The organism is Actinomycetota bacterium (assembly GCA_016700055.1).
In the GTDB taxonomy this organism is placed as follows: domain Bacteria; phylum Actinomycetota; class Acidimicrobiia; order Acidimicrobiales; family Ilumatobacteraceae; genus Kalu-18.
This window is the reverse complement of sequence record CP064997.1, coordinates 1,533,493-1,551,048: the sequence shown is the minus strand read 5'-3', so window position 1 is coordinate 1,551,048 and position 17,556 is coordinate 1,533,493. Positions and strand designations below refer to the sequence as shown.

18 protein-coding genes are annotated in these 17,556 nt (G+C 70.5%); 13 read left to right on the top strand and 5 right to left on the bottom strand.

What is annotated here, in order from left to right; all coding sequences use genetic code 11:
- Positions 1-119: 119 nt before the first annotated feature.
- Genes IPM43_07495 through IPM43_07485 form a run of 3 tightly spaced genes read right to left on the bottom strand, consistent with a single transcriptional unit; the run spans position 120 to position 3,544 of the window.
- On the bottom strand, positions 120-953 hold the full coding sequence (locus tag IPM43_07495) for a DegV family protein (GenBank protein QQS26173.1): 834 nt from the start codon (positions 951-953) through the stop codon (positions 120-122).
- Entirely contained in the window at positions 950-3,109 is a 2,160-nt protein-coding gene (locus IPM43_07490) for a hypothetical protein (GenBank protein ID QQS26172.1), read from the bottom strand. The genes IPM43_07495 and IPM43_07490 overlap by 4 nt, the downstream gene beginning before the upstream one ends.
- A gap of 3 nt (positions 3,110-3,112) precedes the next feature.
- Entirely contained in the window at positions 3,113-3,544 is a 432-nt protein-coding gene (locus IPM43_07485) for a GNAT family N-acetyltransferase (GenBank protein ID QQS26373.1), read from the bottom strand.
- Positions 3,545-3,910: 366 nt separating this feature from the next.
- On the opposite strand from IPM43_07485, the gene IPM43_07480 reads away from it, so the two are divergent.
- The 3 genes from IPM43_07480 to IPM43_07470 are packed head-to-tail and all read left to right on the top strand — an operon-like array spanning position 3,911 to position 9,470.
- Entirely contained in the window at positions 3,911-4,918 is a 1,008-nt protein-coding gene (locus tag IPM43_07480) for a histone deacetylase (GenBank protein ID QQS26372.1), read from the top strand.
- Positions 4,915-6,345, top strand: coding sequence for a CCA tRNA nucleotidyltransferase (locus IPM43_07475; protein ID QQS26171.1), 1,431 nt, complete (start codon positions 4,915-4,917; stop codon positions 6,343-6,345). The genes IPM43_07480 and IPM43_07475 overlap by 4 nt, the downstream gene beginning before the upstream one ends.
- Before the next feature lie 56 nt (positions 6,346-6,401).
- Positions 6,402-9,470, top strand: a complete 3,069-nt coding sequence (locus IPM43_07470; GenBank protein QQS26170.1) for an EAL domain-containing protein — start codon at positions 6,402-6,404, stop codon at positions 9,468-9,470.
- 13 nt (positions 9,471-9,483) lie between these two features.
- Here the strand turns inward: IPM43_07470 and IPM43_07465 are convergent, their stop codons facing one another.
- The gene (locus tag IPM43_07465) at positions 9,484-10,080 is read right to left on the bottom strand and encodes a class I SAM-dependent methyltransferase (GenBank protein ID QQS26169.1); all 597 of its coding nucleotides are present in this window, start codon (positions 10,078-10,080) and stop codon (positions 9,484-9,486) included.
- Between the two features lie 59 nt (positions 10,081-10,139).
- On the opposite strand from IPM43_07465, the gene IPM43_07460 reads away from it, so the two are divergent.
- From IPM43_07460 to dnaB, 8 genes are all read left to right on the top strand, one after another.
- On the top strand, positions 10,140-10,556 hold the full coding sequence (locus tag IPM43_07460) for a DUF5318 family protein (GenBank protein QQS26168.1): 417 nt from the start codon (positions 10,140-10,142) through the stop codon (positions 10,554-10,556).
- A gap of 31 nt (positions 10,557-10,587) precedes the next feature.
- Positions 10,588-11,208: a hypothetical protein gene (locus IPM43_07455; GenBank protein QQS26167.1), complete on the top strand. Its 621-nt coding sequence runs from the start codon at positions 10,588-10,590 to the stop codon at positions 11,206-11,208.
- On the top strand, positions 11,205-11,792 hold the full coding sequence (locus IPM43_07450) for a DUF192 domain-containing protein (protein QQS26166.1): 588 nt from the start codon (positions 11,205-11,207) through the stop codon (positions 11,790-11,792). Before IPM43_07455 ends, IPM43_07450 begins: the two co-directional genes overlap by 4 nt.
- 159 nt (positions 11,793-11,951) lie before the next feature.
- Positions 11,952-12,281, top strand: a complete 330-nt coding sequence (gene rpsF, locus IPM43_07445) for a 30S ribosomal protein S6 (GenBank protein QQS26371.1) — start codon at positions 11,952-11,954, stop codon at positions 12,279-12,281.
- A gap of 33 nt (positions 12,282-12,314) precedes the next feature.
- On the top strand, positions 12,315-12,761 hold the full coding sequence (gene ssb / locus IPM43_07440) for a single-stranded DNA-binding protein (GenBank protein QQS26165.1): 447 nt from the start codon (positions 12,315-12,317) through the stop codon (positions 12,759-12,761).
- A gap of 51 nt (positions 12,762-12,812) precedes the next feature.
- Complete coding sequence (locus IPM43_07435) at positions 12,813-13,268, top strand: 30S ribosomal protein S18 (protein ID QQS26164.1); 456 nt, start codon at positions 12,813-12,815, stop codon at positions 13,266-13,268.
- On the top strand, positions 13,268-13,714 hold the full coding sequence (rplI, locus tag IPM43_07430) for a 50S ribosomal protein L9 (GenBank protein ID QQS26163.1): 447 nt from the start codon (positions 13,268-13,270) through the stop codon (positions 13,712-13,714). The genes IPM43_07435 and rplI overlap by 1 nt, the downstream gene beginning before the upstream one ends.
- 180 nt (positions 13,715-13,894) lie before the next feature.
- Complete coding sequence (dnaB, locus tag IPM43_07425; protein ID QQS26162.1) at positions 13,895-15,292, top strand: replicative DNA helicase; 1,398 nt, start codon at positions 13,895-13,897, stop codon at positions 15,290-15,292.
- An 86-nt stretch (positions 15,293-15,378) separates the two neighbouring features.
- Here the strand turns inward: dnaB and IPM43_07420 are convergent, their stop codons facing one another.
- On the bottom strand, positions 15,379-15,720 hold the full coding sequence (locus IPM43_07420; GenBank protein ID QQS26161.1) for a hypothetical protein: 342 nt from the start codon (positions 15,718-15,720) through the stop codon (positions 15,379-15,381).
- A 192-nt stretch (positions 15,721-15,912) separates the two neighbouring features.
- On the opposite strand from IPM43_07420, the gene IPM43_07415 reads away from it, so the two are divergent.
- Together IPM43_07415 and IPM43_07410 are read left to right on the top strand one after the other, a co-directional pair.
- Positions 15,913-16,689: an SDR family oxidoreductase gene (locus IPM43_07415; protein ID QQS26370.1), complete on the top strand. Its 777-nt coding sequence runs from the start codon at positions 15,913-15,915 to the stop codon at positions 16,687-16,689.
- A 56-nt stretch (positions 16,690-16,745) separates the two neighbouring features.
- Positions 16,746-17,522 (top strand): maleylpyruvate isomerase N-terminal domain-containing protein, encoded by a 777-nt coding sequence (locus tag IPM43_07410; protein QQS26369.1) that lies wholly within the window; start codon positions 16,746-16,748, stop codon positions 17,520-17,522.
- Positions 17,523-17,556 lie beyond the last annotated feature (34 nt).

The window sequence follows — 17,556 nt, the reverse complement described above, 5'->3', positions numbered from 1 at the left end:
CGAAGCGACGCTCGAGTCGGTACCGGCCCGCGAGCAGGGCCGGCGGGGGAGGGGCGGGGTGGGTGGTGGATACGGCCTCCGACGCTAGTGGCGCCTAGGGCCTCACTCCGGGCAATCGATCAGCGTGTCTGGAACGCGACGCCGATCGTGCCGCGTCCGGCGTGCGTGCCGATCACCGCGCCGATCTCTCCGACGACGATCTCACCCGAGTGAACCACCTTCAGCCTCTCGACGAACTCGTCGGCGTCGTCGCAGGCGGCATGCAGCACGGCGAGGTTCTCGATGCTGGAGTACTCGGCCACCTTGTCCACCAAGAAGGCGAGTGCCTTGGCGCGGGTGCGCTGCCTGCCGCCCTCGGCCACCTCGCCGTCGCGCACCTCGATGATCGGCTTGATCGACAGCACCGAGGCGACGAGGGCCTTCGCGCCGCCGATGCGGCCGCCCTTCTTCAGGTTGTCGAGGGTGTCGAGGGCGCCCCACACCTTGGTGCGTGAGGCGAGCGCGTGGGCCAGCGCTTCGACCTCGTCGAGCGACGCGCCCTCACGGGCCCGCCGGGCGCAGGCGACGGCGATCATGCCGAGACCCATCGACACCGAGCGACTGTCGACCGTGCGCACCGGCACCTCCGCAGAAACCGCGGCGGAGGCGAGCTCCGCGCTCTGCAGCGTGGCCGACAGCGCGCCCGACAGCGACACGACGACGATTCCCGACGCGCCCTCGGCGGCGAGTCGGCGCATCGACGACTCGAAACGGCCCGGCGACGGCGCTGCCGTGGCGGGGAGCTCCGGTGAGGTCGCGCAGCGGGCCCAGAACTCGGCCGTGGACAGCTCTTCCCGATCGACGAACTCCTCGTCGCCGAAGCGGATGTAGAGCGGGACGACGTCGATGCCGAGCTCGTCGGCTACGGCTTGGGGCAGGTCGCAGCCGCTGTCGGTGACGATGCGGACGGTCATGGCTGGGGAAGGGTAGCCCCGGTGGCGGGGTGGCGCCCGACCGCCGAACCGGTCGCGCTCTCGCGCTTCGAGCGCCGGCGCATGCGCCAGTGGTGCGCCCACCACGTGGCGAGGACGAGCAGGGCCGCTCCCGAGGCGAGCTGGCCGAGACCGGTGAGCGCGTTGACGCTCGCGGTGAGCTCCACCGGGGGGCCGAGCACCAGGTCGCCGACGGGTGTGACCAGCTCCACCGTGACCGGGAACTGACCGTTCGTACGCGCTTCGACCGGTACCGAGACCCGGGTCAGCTCGCCGGGCGGGAACACCTCGGTCTGCTGGCCTTCGGGGAAGCGCAGCTTGGCGCTGGTCAACCGCACGAGTGCGCGCAGCTCGGTGTCACCGTCGTTCCGGATGCCGACGACGAGGTCGGACTGGCGACCGCCGAGCGTGAACCGGGTGGCTTCGGGCAGCACGAGCGCGGCACGCAGCTCCTCGGCGTCGGCGTCGATGGCGCTCGTCAGCAACGCCCGCTCCTCGGGCGTCCACGCCTGGGCGGGCAACACGTCGAGCACGGCGGCCCACGTCTCGGGTCGCGGGTCGCCGCTCGGGAGCATGCTGGCGAGGGCGGTGACCTGATGGCGGTAGCGCTCGATGTCGAAGCGCAGCAGGGACAGGTCGGGCCCGGCCTCGGCGGGGAGCTCGAACGTCAGCGGCTGACCGTCTTCCAGAACCCCGGAGGTGGTGGCGATGGCGGTGGAGAGCGAGATCAGCGAGAACCGGTCGGTGCCCTCCAACAGTCCGATGAGGACGGCCATGACGGCAGGGTCCGGTGGCGCGGTGTCCTCGGTGGCGATCACGAGGGAGCGGTCGTTCAACGGCTCGAGGCGCGCCACGATGTCGCCGCGGATGACCGCGAGCTCGGCGTACAGGCGGTACGCGGCGAGCGCCGGCTCGTCGGTCGGCTGGGAGAGATGCTCGGCCAAGCGCAGGTCGATGTCGGTCGCCGACATCGGCGAGCCGCTCGGGATCTGCAACAGGAACTGCCGGGTGGTGTCGGCGAAGATCGGAGCCCCGTCGTCGGTGTCGAGCTGGGTCTGCGGGGTCAGCACCGCGGCGCGCATGCCGAGGTCGCGCAGGAGTTCGGCGCCTCCGCCGTCGACCGGCGAGTCGGCGATCCACACCGTGCGGCGGGGGACGATGCCGGGGAGCGCCTCGGCGATGGCGTCTTCGCCGAGGCGGAGCTGGTCGGTGTAGATCTCCGCCATGCCCGCACGCTGCGCGGCCGAGGGATCGAGCTCGATATAGGTGTTGGCCAGGACTTCCAGCCCGGCGCCGGCCGCGCGCAGGCGCTGGACCAGCTCCTCGTCGGCGGGTTGCCCGCTCGACGCCATGCCTCTCAGCAGCTCCGGGCGCAGCGACGCCGTGACCGGCATGCCCGGGAAGCTCTCGAGCAGTTGCACCAAGCTGAGCAGCTGCTCCCGCGCCGGGTCGGGCACGGAGAGCGTGCCGTCGGGGCGCCTGGCCGGGCCGCCGTCGACCGACGCGACGATGCTCAACCGCAGCGGGTCGGCGGGCGGGTTCTCGGCCGGGTCGGCACTTTCGGCCTCCTCGCGCTCGACGAACGTGATCACCTGGTCGAGGGGGTCCTCGTCCTCGCCCTCGTCCTCGCCCTCGGTGAGCAACAGCTCCACCGGGTACACGCCCGCCTCGGTCAGCCGCAGAGCCTCGATGGTGCGCTCGTCGAGCTCGAGCGCGACGGACAGCTCGAACGGCACCGGCTCCGTCGCCGAGGCTCCCGCCGGTGGGAGAAGGGGCAGCTCCACGTAGTCGTAGACGGAGCCCAGCTCGCCGCGCAGAGCACGATCGAAGGCGAACCGGTCGGCCACCGGGTCGTAAGCCCGAACGATCACCGACCAGCTCTCGGCGGCGAGGTCGGCGCCGGCCGGGTCGACCTCGACGTGGAAGCGGATCGTCGTCCCGGGCTCGGCCGGGATGCGCATCGTCTGTTCGACGAGGCGCAGCACCGGCGAGCCGGTGGTGAGCTGGTCGGCCCCGGCTTCGACGGCGTCGGCCGGCTGGCGTGCGGGCGGCGCGCTGGTGTGCGCGCGGGAGACCGGCAGCACGAGCCCGCCTGCGGCGACGAACACGGCGGCGAGCGCGGCGGCTCTGGTGCGCACCTCTCACCCGGCCAGGGCGAGCACGACGAGCTCGGAGTCGACAGGCTCGAAGCCGAGGGCGGCGTAGAGGGCGAGCGCGGCGAGATTGTCGCGGTGTGTGTTCACCATCACCGTCTCGACGTGCCAGCGGCGCAGCCAGCGCAAGGCGTCGACGACGAGAGCCCTCCCGAGGCCCTCCCGCTGGTGGTCGGGCAGCACCGCGAGGCGTTGGACGAAGCCGCGCCGACGGCTCCGCCCGGTGATCGCGTATCCACTCGGCTCGCCGTGGCGGTCGAGGGCGAAGCGCGTCCGGTGGGTGGGGGTCGCCGCCTGGGCGTCTTCGATTCCGGCCGGGTCGAGGCCCCACTCCTCGCCGAAGGCCGCCTGGTCGATGGCGGCCGCGGTGACTACGTCGCCGCCGCGCAACGCCCGCCGGCGCGTGCCGACTCGGCCCAACTCGACGCGCGCGAGATCTGCTTGGAGCAGGGTGAGCCGTTGGACCGGCACGAACCCGGCAAGCTCGAACCGCCTCGCCGTGGACGCGGCCAGCGCGCCCGTGCGGATCTCGTCGAAGCCGAGATCGGCCAGGTGCGCCAGCCATTCACGCAGCGCCCCTGCGGGCGGCGCGACGGTGTGGTCGAAGAGCACGAGCTGGGCCGTCGTGGGGCGTCCGGGCCACGCGCGCACCTTCGCCTCGGCCCTGCCCGCGCTCAGCACGAGGCCGCACGCGGGAAGCCTGGCCGCGCCCGGACCGGGCGCTGTACCGGGGGGCGGAGGTGCCGTCGTCACTGAGGCGCGACGGTAGCGTCAGCGACGGTGACGGTGCTCTTCACGACCCACGAGGCCTTCTTGGACCACCTGACGGGCCCGTTCCACCCCGAGCGCCCCGAGCGCCTGGGTGCAGTGGTCGACGCATCGCGCGCGGCCGGCGTCGCGGACGCGTTGGTGCCTCTCGTCCCCGAGCCCGCCGAGCGTGCCGATCTCGAACGTGTGCACTCCGCTTCCCACATCGACGCCGTCGAGCGCACGATCGCCGCTGGCGGCGGCCGCCTCGACCCCGACACGGTCGCGTCCCCCGGCTCGTGGAACGCGGCGCTGCTCGCGGCCGGCGCGGGGTTGAGTGCCGCGCGGGCCTTGGAGCGCGGTGAGGCCGACGCGGCGTTCTGCGCAGTGCGCCCGCCCGGGCACCACGCCACTCCCGGCCAGGCTATGGGCTTCTGCCTCTTCTCCAACGTCGCCGTCGTCGCCGCCTGGCTCGCGGAGCGCGGCGAGAGGGTGGCCGTCGTCGACTACGACGCTCACCACGGCAACGGCACCCAGGACGCGTTCTACGGCGACCCGCGGGTGCTGTACGTCTCGCTGCACCAGTGGCCGCTGTACCCGGGCACGGGCTCCGCGCGCGAGATGGGCGAGGGCGCGGGTTTCGGCGCCACGCTCAACGTGCCGATGCCGGCAGGCAGCACCGGCGACGCGTACCTCGGGGCGATGGACCGCCTAGTGCTGCCGGTGATCTCCGATTTCGAGCCGACCTGGCTCGTCGTCTCCGCCGGGTTCGACGCGCATCGCGCCGACCCGCTGACCGACCTCGGTCTTTCGAGTGGGGACTTCGCGCTCATCACCCGGCGGTTGCTGGCGACTGTGCGGCCCGGTCGGAGGCTGGTCGTGCTCGAGGGCGGCTACGACCTCGACGCCCTGCGTGACTCGACGGCCGCGGTGCTCGCCGAGCTCGCCGGCGTCGGTCACGATCCCGAGCCGCCGACGAGCGGCGGGCCGGGACACACCTCGGTCGACGCCGTGCGGGCCAGGTGGGCCGAGGCCGGCCTGTTGTGACGCCGCCGCGCTTCGCCCCCGTCCTCGCCGAGCTCGCACCGCTTGCCGAGCGCTTCCGCGCCGGTGGTCACCGCCTGTTCCTCGTCGGTGGCACGGTGCGCGACCTGATCGTCGGGCGCGAGGCGGGGCCAGCCGACTTCGACTTCGACGCCACCACCGACGCCCGACCGGAGGAGATCAAGCGGCTGCTCGCCGGCTGGGCAGACGCGATCTGGACCCAGGGCGAGCGCTTCGGCACGATCGGCGCGAAGCGCGGCGAGCGCACCTACGAGATCACCACGCACCGTGCCGAGGCGTACCACGCCGACTCCCGCAAGCCCGACGTCGAGTTCGCCGACGAGATCGACGCCGACCTGTCCCGGCGCGACTTCACCGTGAACGCGATGGCGTTGGAGCTGACGTCGGACTCGCCGGAGCTGGTCGATCCCTTCGGCGGAGCAGTCGACCTGGCCACCGGCACCCTGCGCACGCCGCTCTCGCCCCAAGTGAGCTTCGGCGACGACCCGCTGCGCATGATGCGTGCAGCTCGCTTCGTCGCCGGGAGCGGGCTGACCCCGGTGCCCGAGCTCGTCGACGCCGTGCACGAGATGAGTGCCCGACTGTCGATCGTCTCCGCCGAACGCATCCGTGACGAGCTCGACAAGCTGATCACCGTGCCGAGTCCGGCGCCCGGACTGTGGTTCTGCGTCGACACCGGTCTTGCCGACCAGTTCCTGCCCGAGCTGCCCGCGATGCGCCTCGAGCACGATCCGATCCACCGCCACAAGGACGTGCTCACCCACACGCTGGCCGTGGTCGAGAACGTGCGACCGCCGAACGAGCAGCCTCCCGGCCGGCCCGAGTTCGACTTCCGCATCACGCGCTTGGCCGCCCTGTTGCACGACATCGGCAAACCGCGCACGCGGGGCTACCTGCCCGGCAAGGGCACCACCTTCCACCACCACGATGCGGTCGGCGCGCGCCTGGCCCGCAAGCGGCTCACCGAGCTGCGCTACTCGAACGACGACGTCGATGCCGTCACCTCCCTCGTCGAGCTGCACTTGCGGTTCCACACGTACTCGATGGGTTGGACCGACAGTGCCGTGCGGCGCTACGTGCGCGACGCCGGCCCGTACCTCGCCGAGCTGAACGTGCTGACCCGCTGCGACTGCACCACGCGCAACGCGAAGAAGGCGGTGATGCTTGCCGAGCGCATGGACGATCTGGAGGCGCGCATCGACGCGCTCGCGGAGCGTGAGGAGCTGGCCGCGATCCGTCCCGAGCTGGACGGCCGTGAGGTGATGGCCGCGCTCGGCATCGGGCCCGGGCCGGTGGTCGGTGAGGCGCTCGCGCACCTGCTGGAGATCCGCCTCGAAGAGGGTCCGGTCGGTGACGAAGAGATCCGCCGTCGTCTCGAAAAGTGGTGGCACGACCGCTCTGCGGGGTAGTAGATTGGCGCCCACCTCGCGGCGGACCAGCGTCTCTCGCGAGACGGGAAGTGACGATGGCGGAAGGATCGGGCGAGTCAGTCGAAGTCGACGCGTACCCACGCGCAGGACCGGCTGGGGAGGCGACGTGGCGTCCTCGCGTCGTTTCTGGGGTCGCGTGGGGCATCGGCCTCGCGCTCCTGGCCGCGCTGTTGCACGCCTGGCCGTGGCTGCGCGTCGGGGGCGACATCTGGAGCTGGAACACCGAGATCAACGTGATCGAGATCGTCCTGCCGACGACGGCGACGGCGATGCTCGCGTGGCGGTGGTGGACCGATCGCACGCTCGGCTGGCTGTTGCTGACGGTCGGCACCGGATGCTGGGCTCTCGGGCAGTTGGGCTGGACGGTGCTCGAGCTGATCGGCAGCACCGCTTCACCTTCGCTGAACGACGCGTTCTTCGTCGTCTGGCCGATCCTCACTTGCATCGGACTGGTGCAGCTCGGGATCGACCGTTCCCGGCGCGGGGCTCAGCTCGTGCTGATCGCGGAGGCGATGCTCGTTGCCGTCGGGGCCGGCTTCGTCGTATGGGTGCTCTTCCTGCTGCCGGGGATCGAAGAGACCGGCCCGGCGTCGATCATCGAACAGGTGCTGCTCGCCTACCTGCCGATGTCGAGCCTGGTGGTCGCCGCCACCGCGCTGTTGCTGCGGATGGGATCGAGCTCGCCGGCCCTCACCGCTGCATGCCTCGGAGCGCTGTCCAACGCCGTGGCGGATGCGATCTTGTCGAGCGACCTCGACCAGCGCCGCCTGCTTACGTACTTCGGTGCCCACATCGGGTGGCTGCTCGGCTTCGTGTTGATGGGCGCGGCCTCGCGGCTGCCGCTCGCTCCCCCGCGCAGCGTGTCGGTACGACCGACGAAGGCACGGTTGCTGCTCGTCTGGATGCCGGCTGCAGCGGCCCTGCTGGTGGCCGCTTATCACCTCGGTCCCGGTGGCGGTGAGCTCGACCCCGTATCGGTCGGGTTGACGGTCACGGGGGCGATGCTCATCGTCGTCGTGCAGGTGGTCGGGTGGCGAGAGGTCGGCCGGATGTCGGTGCAGCTCGAGGAGAACTACCGCCAGCTCGCGGACACCGAGCACGAGCTGCGCTCGGTCGTCGACAGCATCGCCGACACGGTCGTCGTCATCGGTCTCGACGCGCGGATCCGCAGCGTCAACCTCCAGGCGGAGGAGCTCTTGAAGATGGGCGCGCCCGAACTGGTCGGGCGCCACTTCGGCAGCCTGATCCCGCACAGCGCGCGCGCGCAGGTGGCCGAGGTGTGGCAGCGCGTCCTCGATGGTGCCGCCCAGCTGGACAAACCGGTCTTCCCGGTGGTGACCGGCACCGGCACGGTGCTGCACGTCGAGGCGAACGCTGCGCTCGACCGCGTGCAGCGCGAGCGCGTCGTGCTGACGTTGCGCGACGTCACCGACCGGGTCGAGGCGCAGACCGCGCTCCAGCGTGCGCAGGAGAGGTTCCGGGTGGCGTTCCACTCGGCACCGACGGGCATGGCCATCGTGCGTCCCGAGGACGGGATGCTGGTGGAGGTCAACGACCGCTTCGCCGAGATCTTCCGCCAGCGGGCGGACGAACTGACCGGCACCCCGATGGGACGGCTGTTGCATCCCGACGAGCAGCCGATCACGACCGAGGCCAGCATCGAGCGGCGCTTCGTGCGCAGCAACGGCACCGTGCTCTGGGCAGCATCGTCGCTCGCGGTGACGGAGGACACCTTCGGTCAGCCGATGCTGATCGTGCACGTCCAAGACGTCACCAACCAGAAGGCGGCGGCCGAGCAGCTCAGTTGGTCGGCGACCCACGACGAGGTGACCGGGCTCGCCAACCGAGCACATTTCCTGGAGCACCTCCAGCGCGCCGCCGATTCGCCGGGCCCGACCGGGTTGGCGGTGCTGTTCTTGGACCTCGACCGCTTCAAGGTGGTGAACGACAGCCTCGGCCATGCCACCGGCGACGATCTGCTGCGGGTGATGGCGGCCAGGCTGCGGGCCGCCGTGCGCGACGGCGACGTGGTGGCGCGCTTTGGCGGTGACGAGTTCACCGTGCTGTTGCGCGACGTCGACCCGGCGCTCGCCGCCGAGGTGGCCGAACGGATTCGCTCCAGCCTCTCGTTGCCGGTGACGCTCGGGGACGCCGAGCTGGACGTGTCCGCGAGCGTGGGGGTCGTCATCGTCTCGCCCCAGATGCTGCAGGACCAGACGATGGACGCCGACGACCTGGTGCGTGACGCGGACGCCGCGATGTATCGGGCGAAGGACCACGGACGCAACCGGGTCGAGCACTTCACCCCGGAGACGCGGGTGGCAACTCTGCACCTGCTGCACACCGGCAACGAGCTGCGCCACGGCATCGAACGCGGCGAGATCGTGCCCTACTACCAGCCGATCATCGATCTCGCGAGCGGGCGCCTGAAGGGCTACGAGGTCGTCGCCAGGTGGCGCCACCCCGAGCGGGGGCTGTTGCTGCCCGCCGAGTTCCTCGGCGTCGCGGAGGACAGGGGGCTGATCGGCCCGCTCGGCGAAGCGGTGATGCGCGCTGCGCTGGCCCAGCTCGCCAGGTGGCGCAACGAGCTGCCCCAGCTCGGGCCGTTGACGATCGGGGTGAACCTCTCAGCACGCCAGCTCGGTGACCGGCGGCTCGTCGACACGATCGGGCAGGCACTCGCCGAGACCGGTGTCCCCGCCGACTGCCTGTGGCTCGAGCTCACCGAGACGGCGCTGATGTCCGACGTCCGCTCGGCCACCGTCGCGCTGCGTGAGCTGCGCGGCCTCGGCCTGCACCTGGCCGTCGACGACTTCGGCACCGGCTACTCCTCCCTCACGTACCTGAAGCGCTTCCCCGTAGAGGCGTTGAAGGTCGACCGCAGCTTCGTCGCCGGGCTCGGCCTGGACCCCGACGACTCGACGATCGTCGAGGCAGTCGTGCGCCTCGGCAGCTCGCTCGGGCTCGCGACCATCGCCGAGGGCGTCGAGACCCCGCTGCAGCTTGGCCACCTGCGCGACATGGGCTGCGAGCAGGCCCAGGGCTTCCTGTTCGGCAGGCCGCGACCGGCGTCGATGCTGGAGCCCTTCGCGGCGACCTACTGAGCGTGCTGGTGCGCTACACCCCGAGCTTGCGGGCGCGCAGCAGCAGCACGGACGGGACCATCGGCGAGGCCTCGTCGACGGCATCGAGCTCGTGCAGCACGTCGACCCGGAAGTCCGTGCGCGACAGCGCCATGAACAACTGGCCGATGGTGCGCGTGCCCTCGCTGCCGTATCCGCGGCGAAGGACCACCTCGGCCCCGTCGAGCATCGCTCTCACCGGATGGGTCTGCGCGACGATCAGCGGGGCGCTCGGCTTCAGCACGCGGTGCACCTGGCGCAACGTTCGGGCCAGGTCGTCGATCTCGCCCAGGTGGTGCAGGCAGAGCGCGAGGTCGACGGAGGCGGACGTGAGGAAGCCGAGATCGGCGAAGTCGGCCTGGTGGCACTCCACGCGCACCTCGTGACGCTCGGCCTCGGCGCGTGCCCTGGCGATCCTCTCCGCGGAGGGGTCGACGACGATCGACTTCGCTCCGGCGAGGGCGAGGGTGACGGCGTTGGACGGCTCCGACACACCGAGCTCGAGGGCGCGCTTCGCGCCCACTTCGCCGCAGAGCCGCAGCTCGGAGTCGTTGGCCACATGGGCGCCGAAGGTCACCGGGGTCACGCTCATGGCCGCCAGTGTGGTGCGCGTCGCGGGGCGCGGCGCGGATCATCGCTAGCCTCGCGGCGATGACGTTCTCGTCCGGGTCGCTGCGTGGTGGCGGAGGGCGAGGAGTCGTCGACCACAGGCTGGCTCGGCGCGCTCTGCTGAACGAGTACCGCCGCGGCCGGCTCAGCCAGGATCAGGTGTGCGACGCTCATCCCGAGCTGGTCCGTGCCGCGAAGGCACTCGGCAAGCGCACCAACACCGTCTGTCCGATCTGCGCCGAGGAAGACCTGCGCCTCGTCACGTACGTGTTCGGGCCGAGGCTGCCCAAGCACGGCCGCTGCGTGTCGACCACGGCCGAGCTCGCCGCCTTCCATCGCCGCTCCGAGGAGTACTCCGCCTACGTCGTCGAGGCCTGCTGCTCGTGCCGCTGGCACCACCTTCTGCGCGTGTTGCCCCTCGGTGGACGCCGTGCCCGTACCGAGCGCGCAGCTCGCTGAGCCTCGGCGAACGATCGCAGGAGTCTGACGGATGGTGTCTGGATCGAGGATGTCCGGGTCGAAGAGGTCGTGGCTGCCGCACGAGGTGGCCCAGCGCCTTCGCCGGGAGATGCTGCTCGGCCTGCTGCTGGTGGTCGTCTCCCTGGCCGTCATCGTCGTGATCGCCCTGCTCACCGACCCGGTCACCTGGCAGATCGGCGAGAACGGCAGCGCCTCGTTGAGCGACGGCACACCGTGTGAGCTGTTCCGTGTCGCCGAGGTAGACGCCGAGCCCGGGTTCGGTGCCACGATGCTCGACTGCGGCCCGCGTGCTGCCACCTCGACGTCGGTCCTCGTGCAGCAGCTCTTCAGCGCGGCCGGTGCAGCCGGGGCGTTGCTGCTCGTCGGCAGCTCGGTCGCCCGGTTCCTCGCTCGGCGCATGCCGCACGAGACCCTCGCCGTACCGGCGTTGGCCGTCGGGGCCGTGGCGGGCGTGGCGCTCGTCTGGTGGGGGCTGCGCGCTCGTGGCCAACACCTCGTCTACGAGGTGGCCGATGGTGTGATCACCTCCTCGGTGCTCGCCGGCGACCCCGGCTTCTCCGGCCGCGATGCCGCCGTGGCGGCTGGGTTCGGCCTCGTCGCGGCGAGCCTGGTGCGCATCGTGCGCCCATGAGCCGCGAGCTGCGCCACGCCCGCAGCTCCGGGCTCGGCCGGCTGGTGGCGCGCGGCGCGGCGATCGGGCTCGGGGCGGTGGCCACGCTCGGTCCGCTCGCGAGCTGCGCGAGCTCCGCAGGCGACGGCGCAGCCTCCGTGAACACGCCGGCTGTTCGCGTCACGACCACTGTTGGCGAAGACGTGACGCCTTCTGGGTTCGCACGTGTAGACGCCACCATCACGACGACCGACGGCGCGCGACGAACCGTTTGCCTGTGGCTCGCCGACGACGACACCTCACGCGCGGAGGGCCTCCAGTCGGTCACCTCGCTCGGGGAGTGCCCGGGGATGGCGTTCGTCTTCGCCGCTCCCGTCGAGCACCGTTTCTGGATGCGTGACACCTTGATCCCGCTGACGATCACCTTCTGGGACGAAGCCGGGGGATGGGTCTCCGCGGCCGACATGGTGCCCTGCCCGCCCGCCGCCGCCGACTGCCCGCGCACCGCGGCCGCCGGCCCCTACCAGGTGGCGGTGGAGGTGCCCGCCGGTGAGGCCGACGAGCTCGGGCTGGTGCGGGGCAGCCGGCTCGAACTGGAGCTGTAGGCGCAGCCGTAGCTGTAGCACCCCTTTGCGATGCTCGTCGGCAGTGGCAGGCAAGTCACCTGCCGCTACACTCGCCCGGTCCAGATCAGCCCTGCCCCCGCCGGGGGCCCCGGCCGGGTGAGCATCCCGGTCGTGTCCGAAGGGAGGTGCACGCAGAACATGCGTGCTTACGAGCTCATGGTCATCATCCGCGGCGCCCTCGACGAGGCCGACGCGCAGAAGTGGGTCACCACGGTCACCCAAGGCATCACCTCGGCCGGTGGCACCGTCCACGGCAAGCCCGACTGGTGGGGCAAGCGTCGCTTCGCCTACGCGATCGACCACCAAGAAGAGGGCTATTACGTGGTGATCGAGCTCCTGGCCGAGGGCGGCGCGCTCGACGGTCTCGAGCGGTCACTGCGCATCGCGGACGACATCGTCCGCCACAAGCTGATCCGCTTGCCCGATGCCGAGGCCGAGCGCCGCGGCATGGCCAGCACCGCGGCCTGAGCGCCGCACCGTTCCCGGGAGGAACAACCCGCCATGGCTGCAAACACCATCACCGTCGTCGGCAACCTCACCCGCGACCCCGAACTGCGCTTCACGAACGCCGGCAAAGGCGTCACCACCCTCGGCATCGCCGTCAGCCGGCGGTACCAGGTCAACGGGGAGTGGCAGGAGCAGACCTCGTTCATGAACGTCGTCGCCTGGGACCAGCTCGGCGAGAACGTCGCAGCATCGCTGCACAAGGGCACGCGCGTGCTCGTCACCGGGCGGCTCGAGGTGCGTGAGTACACCGACCGCGACGGCAACAAGCGCACCGCGGTCGAGATCGTCGCCGACGAGATCGGCCCCTCCCTGCGCTGGGCCACGGCCCAGGTCGAGCGCACCTCGCGCTCATCCGAGGCAGGAGCTGGCGAGCGCCCGAGCGCTGCCGGCACCGCCCGCCCCGCTGAAGGGGCCTACTACGGCGACGAAGAGCCGTTCTGACCCGCACCCCACAAGTACGCGTAAACGACCGACGAGGAACGAACCCACCCCATGGCCAGCAAGAAGAGCAGCCCACGGACCCGCAGCCCGAAGGACTCCGGGCGCAAGCCGAAGAAGAAGACGAGCGTGCTCGTCACCGAAAAGGTCGAGTACATCGACTACAAGGACGTCAACCTGCTGCAGCGGTTCATGTCCGACCGCTCCAAGATCCGCGGTCGCCGGGTCACCGGCAACACGGTGCAGCAGCAGCGTGAGGTCGCGACGGCGGTCAAGAACGCCCGCGAGATGGCCCTGATGCCATACACGAAGCGGGTGGCGAGCGCCGGACGCCCGGCCAGGGGCCGTCGTGACGAGGAGTCACAGTCCTCCGGGCGGGGCGAGGCGGAGTCCTCGGCCGAGGCGGTCGTCGACCAACTCGACACGGTCGCGGCGATCGATGCGGTCGACGCGGTCGATGCGGTTGTCGGTGACGCGGTGGCCGTTGGCGGAGAGGAAGGTGAGCCGTGATGAAGGTGATCTTGCGTGCCGACATCGACCAGCTCGGCAAGCGTGGCGACATCGTCGACGTGCGTGACGGTCACGCCCGCAACTACTTGTTCCCGCGCGGCCTCGCGATGACGGCCTCAGAGGGTGCCGTATCGCAGGCGGCGGCCATGCGCCGTGCCCGTGACCTGCGTGACACGGCAGACCGCGAGGCGGCCCAGACGGTCGCTTCGGCGCTCGTGCCGAAGGTGATCACGATGCCGGTGAAGGCCGGTGCAGAGGGCCGCCTCTACGGATCGGTGACCGCTGCCGACGTCGTCGAGGCGGTCGAGGCCCAGACGGGCATCGTTCTCGACCGCAGGCGGCTGGCGATGCCGGACCACATCAAGCAGACCGGCGAGTACCACGTGATGACCAAGCTCCACCAGCAGGTCGAGTTCCCGATCACGATCGACGTCGTCGCCAAGTGATCCCGCCGGCCAGCCGTTGGCGGCCGGTGACGAACTGACGAATGGGCCCCGGCTGAGCCGGGGCCCATTTCGCGTGGTGGTCCACAGGTCGCCGGGGTTGTCCACAGCGCGCCCACAGCGATGTCACAGGTCTGTGCTACTAGCAACCCACAGGCAAGACCGACGACAGTGAGACCACCCATGTCCGAGCTCATCGACTACCCGAGAAGAGGGTCTCGCCGCGCAGGGCGCGACGACGCTCCCCGCCGACGCACCGATCAGCGGGTGCCCCCGCACAACCTCGACGCCGAGGAGTCCTTGCTCGGAGCGCTACTGCTGTCGCGCGACGCGGTGGGCACCGTCGCCGAGCTTGGCCTGCTCGCCGGCGACTTCTACAAGCCCGCCCACCAGCTCGTCTACGAGTCCGTCAGGGTCCTGATGGCCGCCGGCCAGCCCGTCGACGCGGTCACCGTCGCCGACGAGCTGCGTCGCGCCGGCCTGCTCGAGGAGATCGGTGGCATCGATCTCCTGCTCGAGCTGCAGAATGCGACGCCGGCGATCTCGAACGTCGGGCGGTACTGCAAGATCGTCCAGGACACCTCGGCGCTACGGCGGCTGATCGCCGTAGCGAGCGACATCGCCGAGATCGCCTACCTCGAACCTGACGACGTGGCGAAGGCCATCGACGAGGCCGAGACGAAGGTGTTCGAAGTGAACGAGCGCCGGGTGTCCGACTCCGTGCGCCCCCTCGGTGAGCTGCTGCAGATGGTCAGCGATCATCTCGAGGCCACGTACGAGCGGGGCACCTCGATCATCGGCACCGCCACCGGCTTCCACGACCTGGACGAGCTGCTCTCCGGGCTCCAGCCGTCGACGTTGAACATCATCGGTGCTCGGCCGGCGGCGGGCAAGACCTCGCTCGCCCTCGGCATCGCCACCCACGTGGCGCAGACCACGAACCAGCCGACGCTCGTGTTCTCGCTGGAGATGGGCCACGTCGAGATCGCCCAGCGGATCCTGTCGAGCGAGGCGCGCGTCGACTCTCAGAAGCTGCGCACCGGCCGCTTGAGCGAGGCGGACTGGTCCAAGATCGGACGCGCCATCGGCCGGCTGGAGGTGCCGCTCTTCATCGACGACAACCCGAGCGTGACGGTGATGGAGATCAGGGCCAAGGCTCGCCGGATCAAGGCCCGGTTCGGCTCGCTGGCGCTGATCGTGATCGACTACCTGCAGCTCATGACCGGTTCCACCGGTGCCGAGAACCGCCAGCTGGAGGTGTCCGAGATGAGCCGCAACCTGAAGGTGCTCGCCCGTGAGCTGGAAGTGCCGATCGTCGCGCTCAGCCAGCTCTCCCGAAACCTCGAGTCACGCGCGGACAAGCGACCGATGCTGTCCGACCTGCGCGAGTCGGGCTCTCTCGAACAAGACGCCGACGTCGTGATGTTCATCTACCGAGACGAGATGTACAACCCCGACAGCCCCGACAAGGGGTCGGCCGAGGTGATCGTGGCCAAGCACCGCTCCGGCCCGATCGGCACCAAGCGCTTGGTGTACCTCGCCTCGTACACGCGCTTCGACAACGCCGCCCGCGGGGTGTAGGGCTCAGCCCCGCCGCGGCGCCAGGACGCGAAAGAGGCGGAGCCGGCTCGGCGGCTCCGCCTCTTTCAGATACGCGCGACTCGAACTTACGCGGCCTTCACGACCCTGGTGGCGGGCTTGCGCACCCGCGGCGTCGCCGGCGCCTTCGTCTCCATCTTGACGAGTGCAGGGTGCATGGCCTTCATCATCTTGCGAACGAAGGCTGCCTGCTCATCGACCAGGCGCTTGCGGAACTTCAACTGCGAATCGACGAACTCGCTGAACGTCGGGACGTCCTCGAGGAACTCCCAATCGGGGCGCTCCGGGACGTATTCGGACACCGCGTCGGCGGCCTTCTCGGTGTACTTGAGCACCGGCTCTTCCACCTTGGCGACGAGCTTGAAGTACCCGTCTTGCCAATCCTTCATCTTCTCCATTACGGCTGACACTTTCAGCACCTCCTCTGGGCTCCTCGCCCAACAACAAGAATATGCCGAAGTGCTAACTATTGCAAGCGGTTGGGGGTGTGACAGTTAGCACTGCGATCCGCCGGCGACGAGCAGATCTCCATATCATCGGCCTCGCGCGCCACCCGGGCGCGAGGGGGGCAAGGGCGCGATGGGATGCGGAGTCCGATGAAGATCGAGGAGCTGTTCGCGATCAGCGACAAGGTGGCCGTGGTCACCGGCGGGTCGCGGGGGATCGGGCGGATGATCGCCCATGGCCTCGTGGTCAACGGGGCGCGCGTGTACATCACGGCGCGCAAGGCGGAGGCGTGCGACGAGACCGCGCGGGAGCTGTCCGAGCTCGGTACGTGTGTGTCGCTGCCCGCAGACCTTTCCGACGCCGAGGGCAGGGAGAGCTTTGTCTCCCGGCTCGCCGAGCGTGAGGACGGCCTCGACATCCTCGTCAACAACGCCGGGGCGGCGTGGGGCGCCCCGCTCGGGGAGTTCCCCGAGGCCGGCGTCGACAAGGTGCTCGACATCAACGTCAAGGCGCCGTTCCTGCTGACCCAGTCGCTGCTCGCGATGCTGAGCGCCCGCGCCACCGCCGAGGACCCTGCCCGCGTGATCATGATCGGGTCGATCGACGGCATCAGGGTGCCTATCGGCGACAACTACTCGTACTCCGCCTCGAAGGCCGGGGTCCACATGCTCGCCCGGCACCTGGCCCACCACCTCGTGCAGCGGCACATCACCGTCAACACGATCGCGCCGGGACCGTTCGAGTCGAAGATGATGGCCTACCTGTTGGAGGATCCGTCGAGCCGCGACGCGATCGCGCGCTCGGTACCGCGCGGGCGCATCGGCACCCCCGAAGACGTCGCCGGAGCGGTGATCTTCCTCGCCAGTCGCGCCGGCGCCTACCTCACGGGCACGGTGATCCCCGTGGACGGCGGGATCTCTACTCACGGGTAGGGTCCGCCCCAGACGAGCGGTCGAGCAGCCGAGAGGAGTACACGGTGAGTGATCGGATGCGCACGACGGACGCGCTCGAGCGGTGCTGGAGCTCACTCGATGCGCTGTTCGCAGGCCTCGACGAGGAGCAGTGGCAGGCGGCGACGCTCTGCCCGGGTTGGAGCGTGCGCGACGTCTGTGCCCACCTCGGCGGGATCGAGCACATGCTGACCGACTGGTTCCCCGAATCGGCCGAGACCCCGCTGCCGTTCGCGCGGATCGGCGAGTTCCTCACCGAGACCGCAGCACTCGACTCGACCGCGCTGCTCGCGCGCTACCGCGCGCTCATCGAGCGCCGCCGAGGACAGCTCGGCGCACTTTCCGACCTCGAGTGGGACATGCCATCGATGACCCCCGTCGGCCCCGGCACGTACGGCGGCTTCATGGCGATCCGCGTCTTTGACTTCTGGGTGCACGAGCACGACGTCCGCAGCCCGCTCGCGTTGCCCGGCCACGACACCGGTCCGGCCGCCGAGATGGCGCTCGACCAGGTGCAGGGCTCGCTCGGCTACATCGTCGGCAAGCTCATCGCGCTGCCCGACGGGATGTCGATCACCTTCTCGCTGACGGGACCGGTGGTGCGAGAGATGCACGTGCAGGTCTCCGGCCGCGCCCGGGTGGTGCCCCAGCTCGCGGACGCGGACGTCGTGGTCACTGCGGACTCGCTCACGTTCATGCAGCTCGCCTGCGGGCGCATCGACCCCCAAGAGCAGATCGCCGCGGGCCGGATCAGCTGGACAGGGTCAACGGAGTGGGGAGAACGCGCGGCCCGCAACCTGCGGTTCACGATGTAGCCGACCCCTCCGTCGCCCACGCGATCTGCGCCTC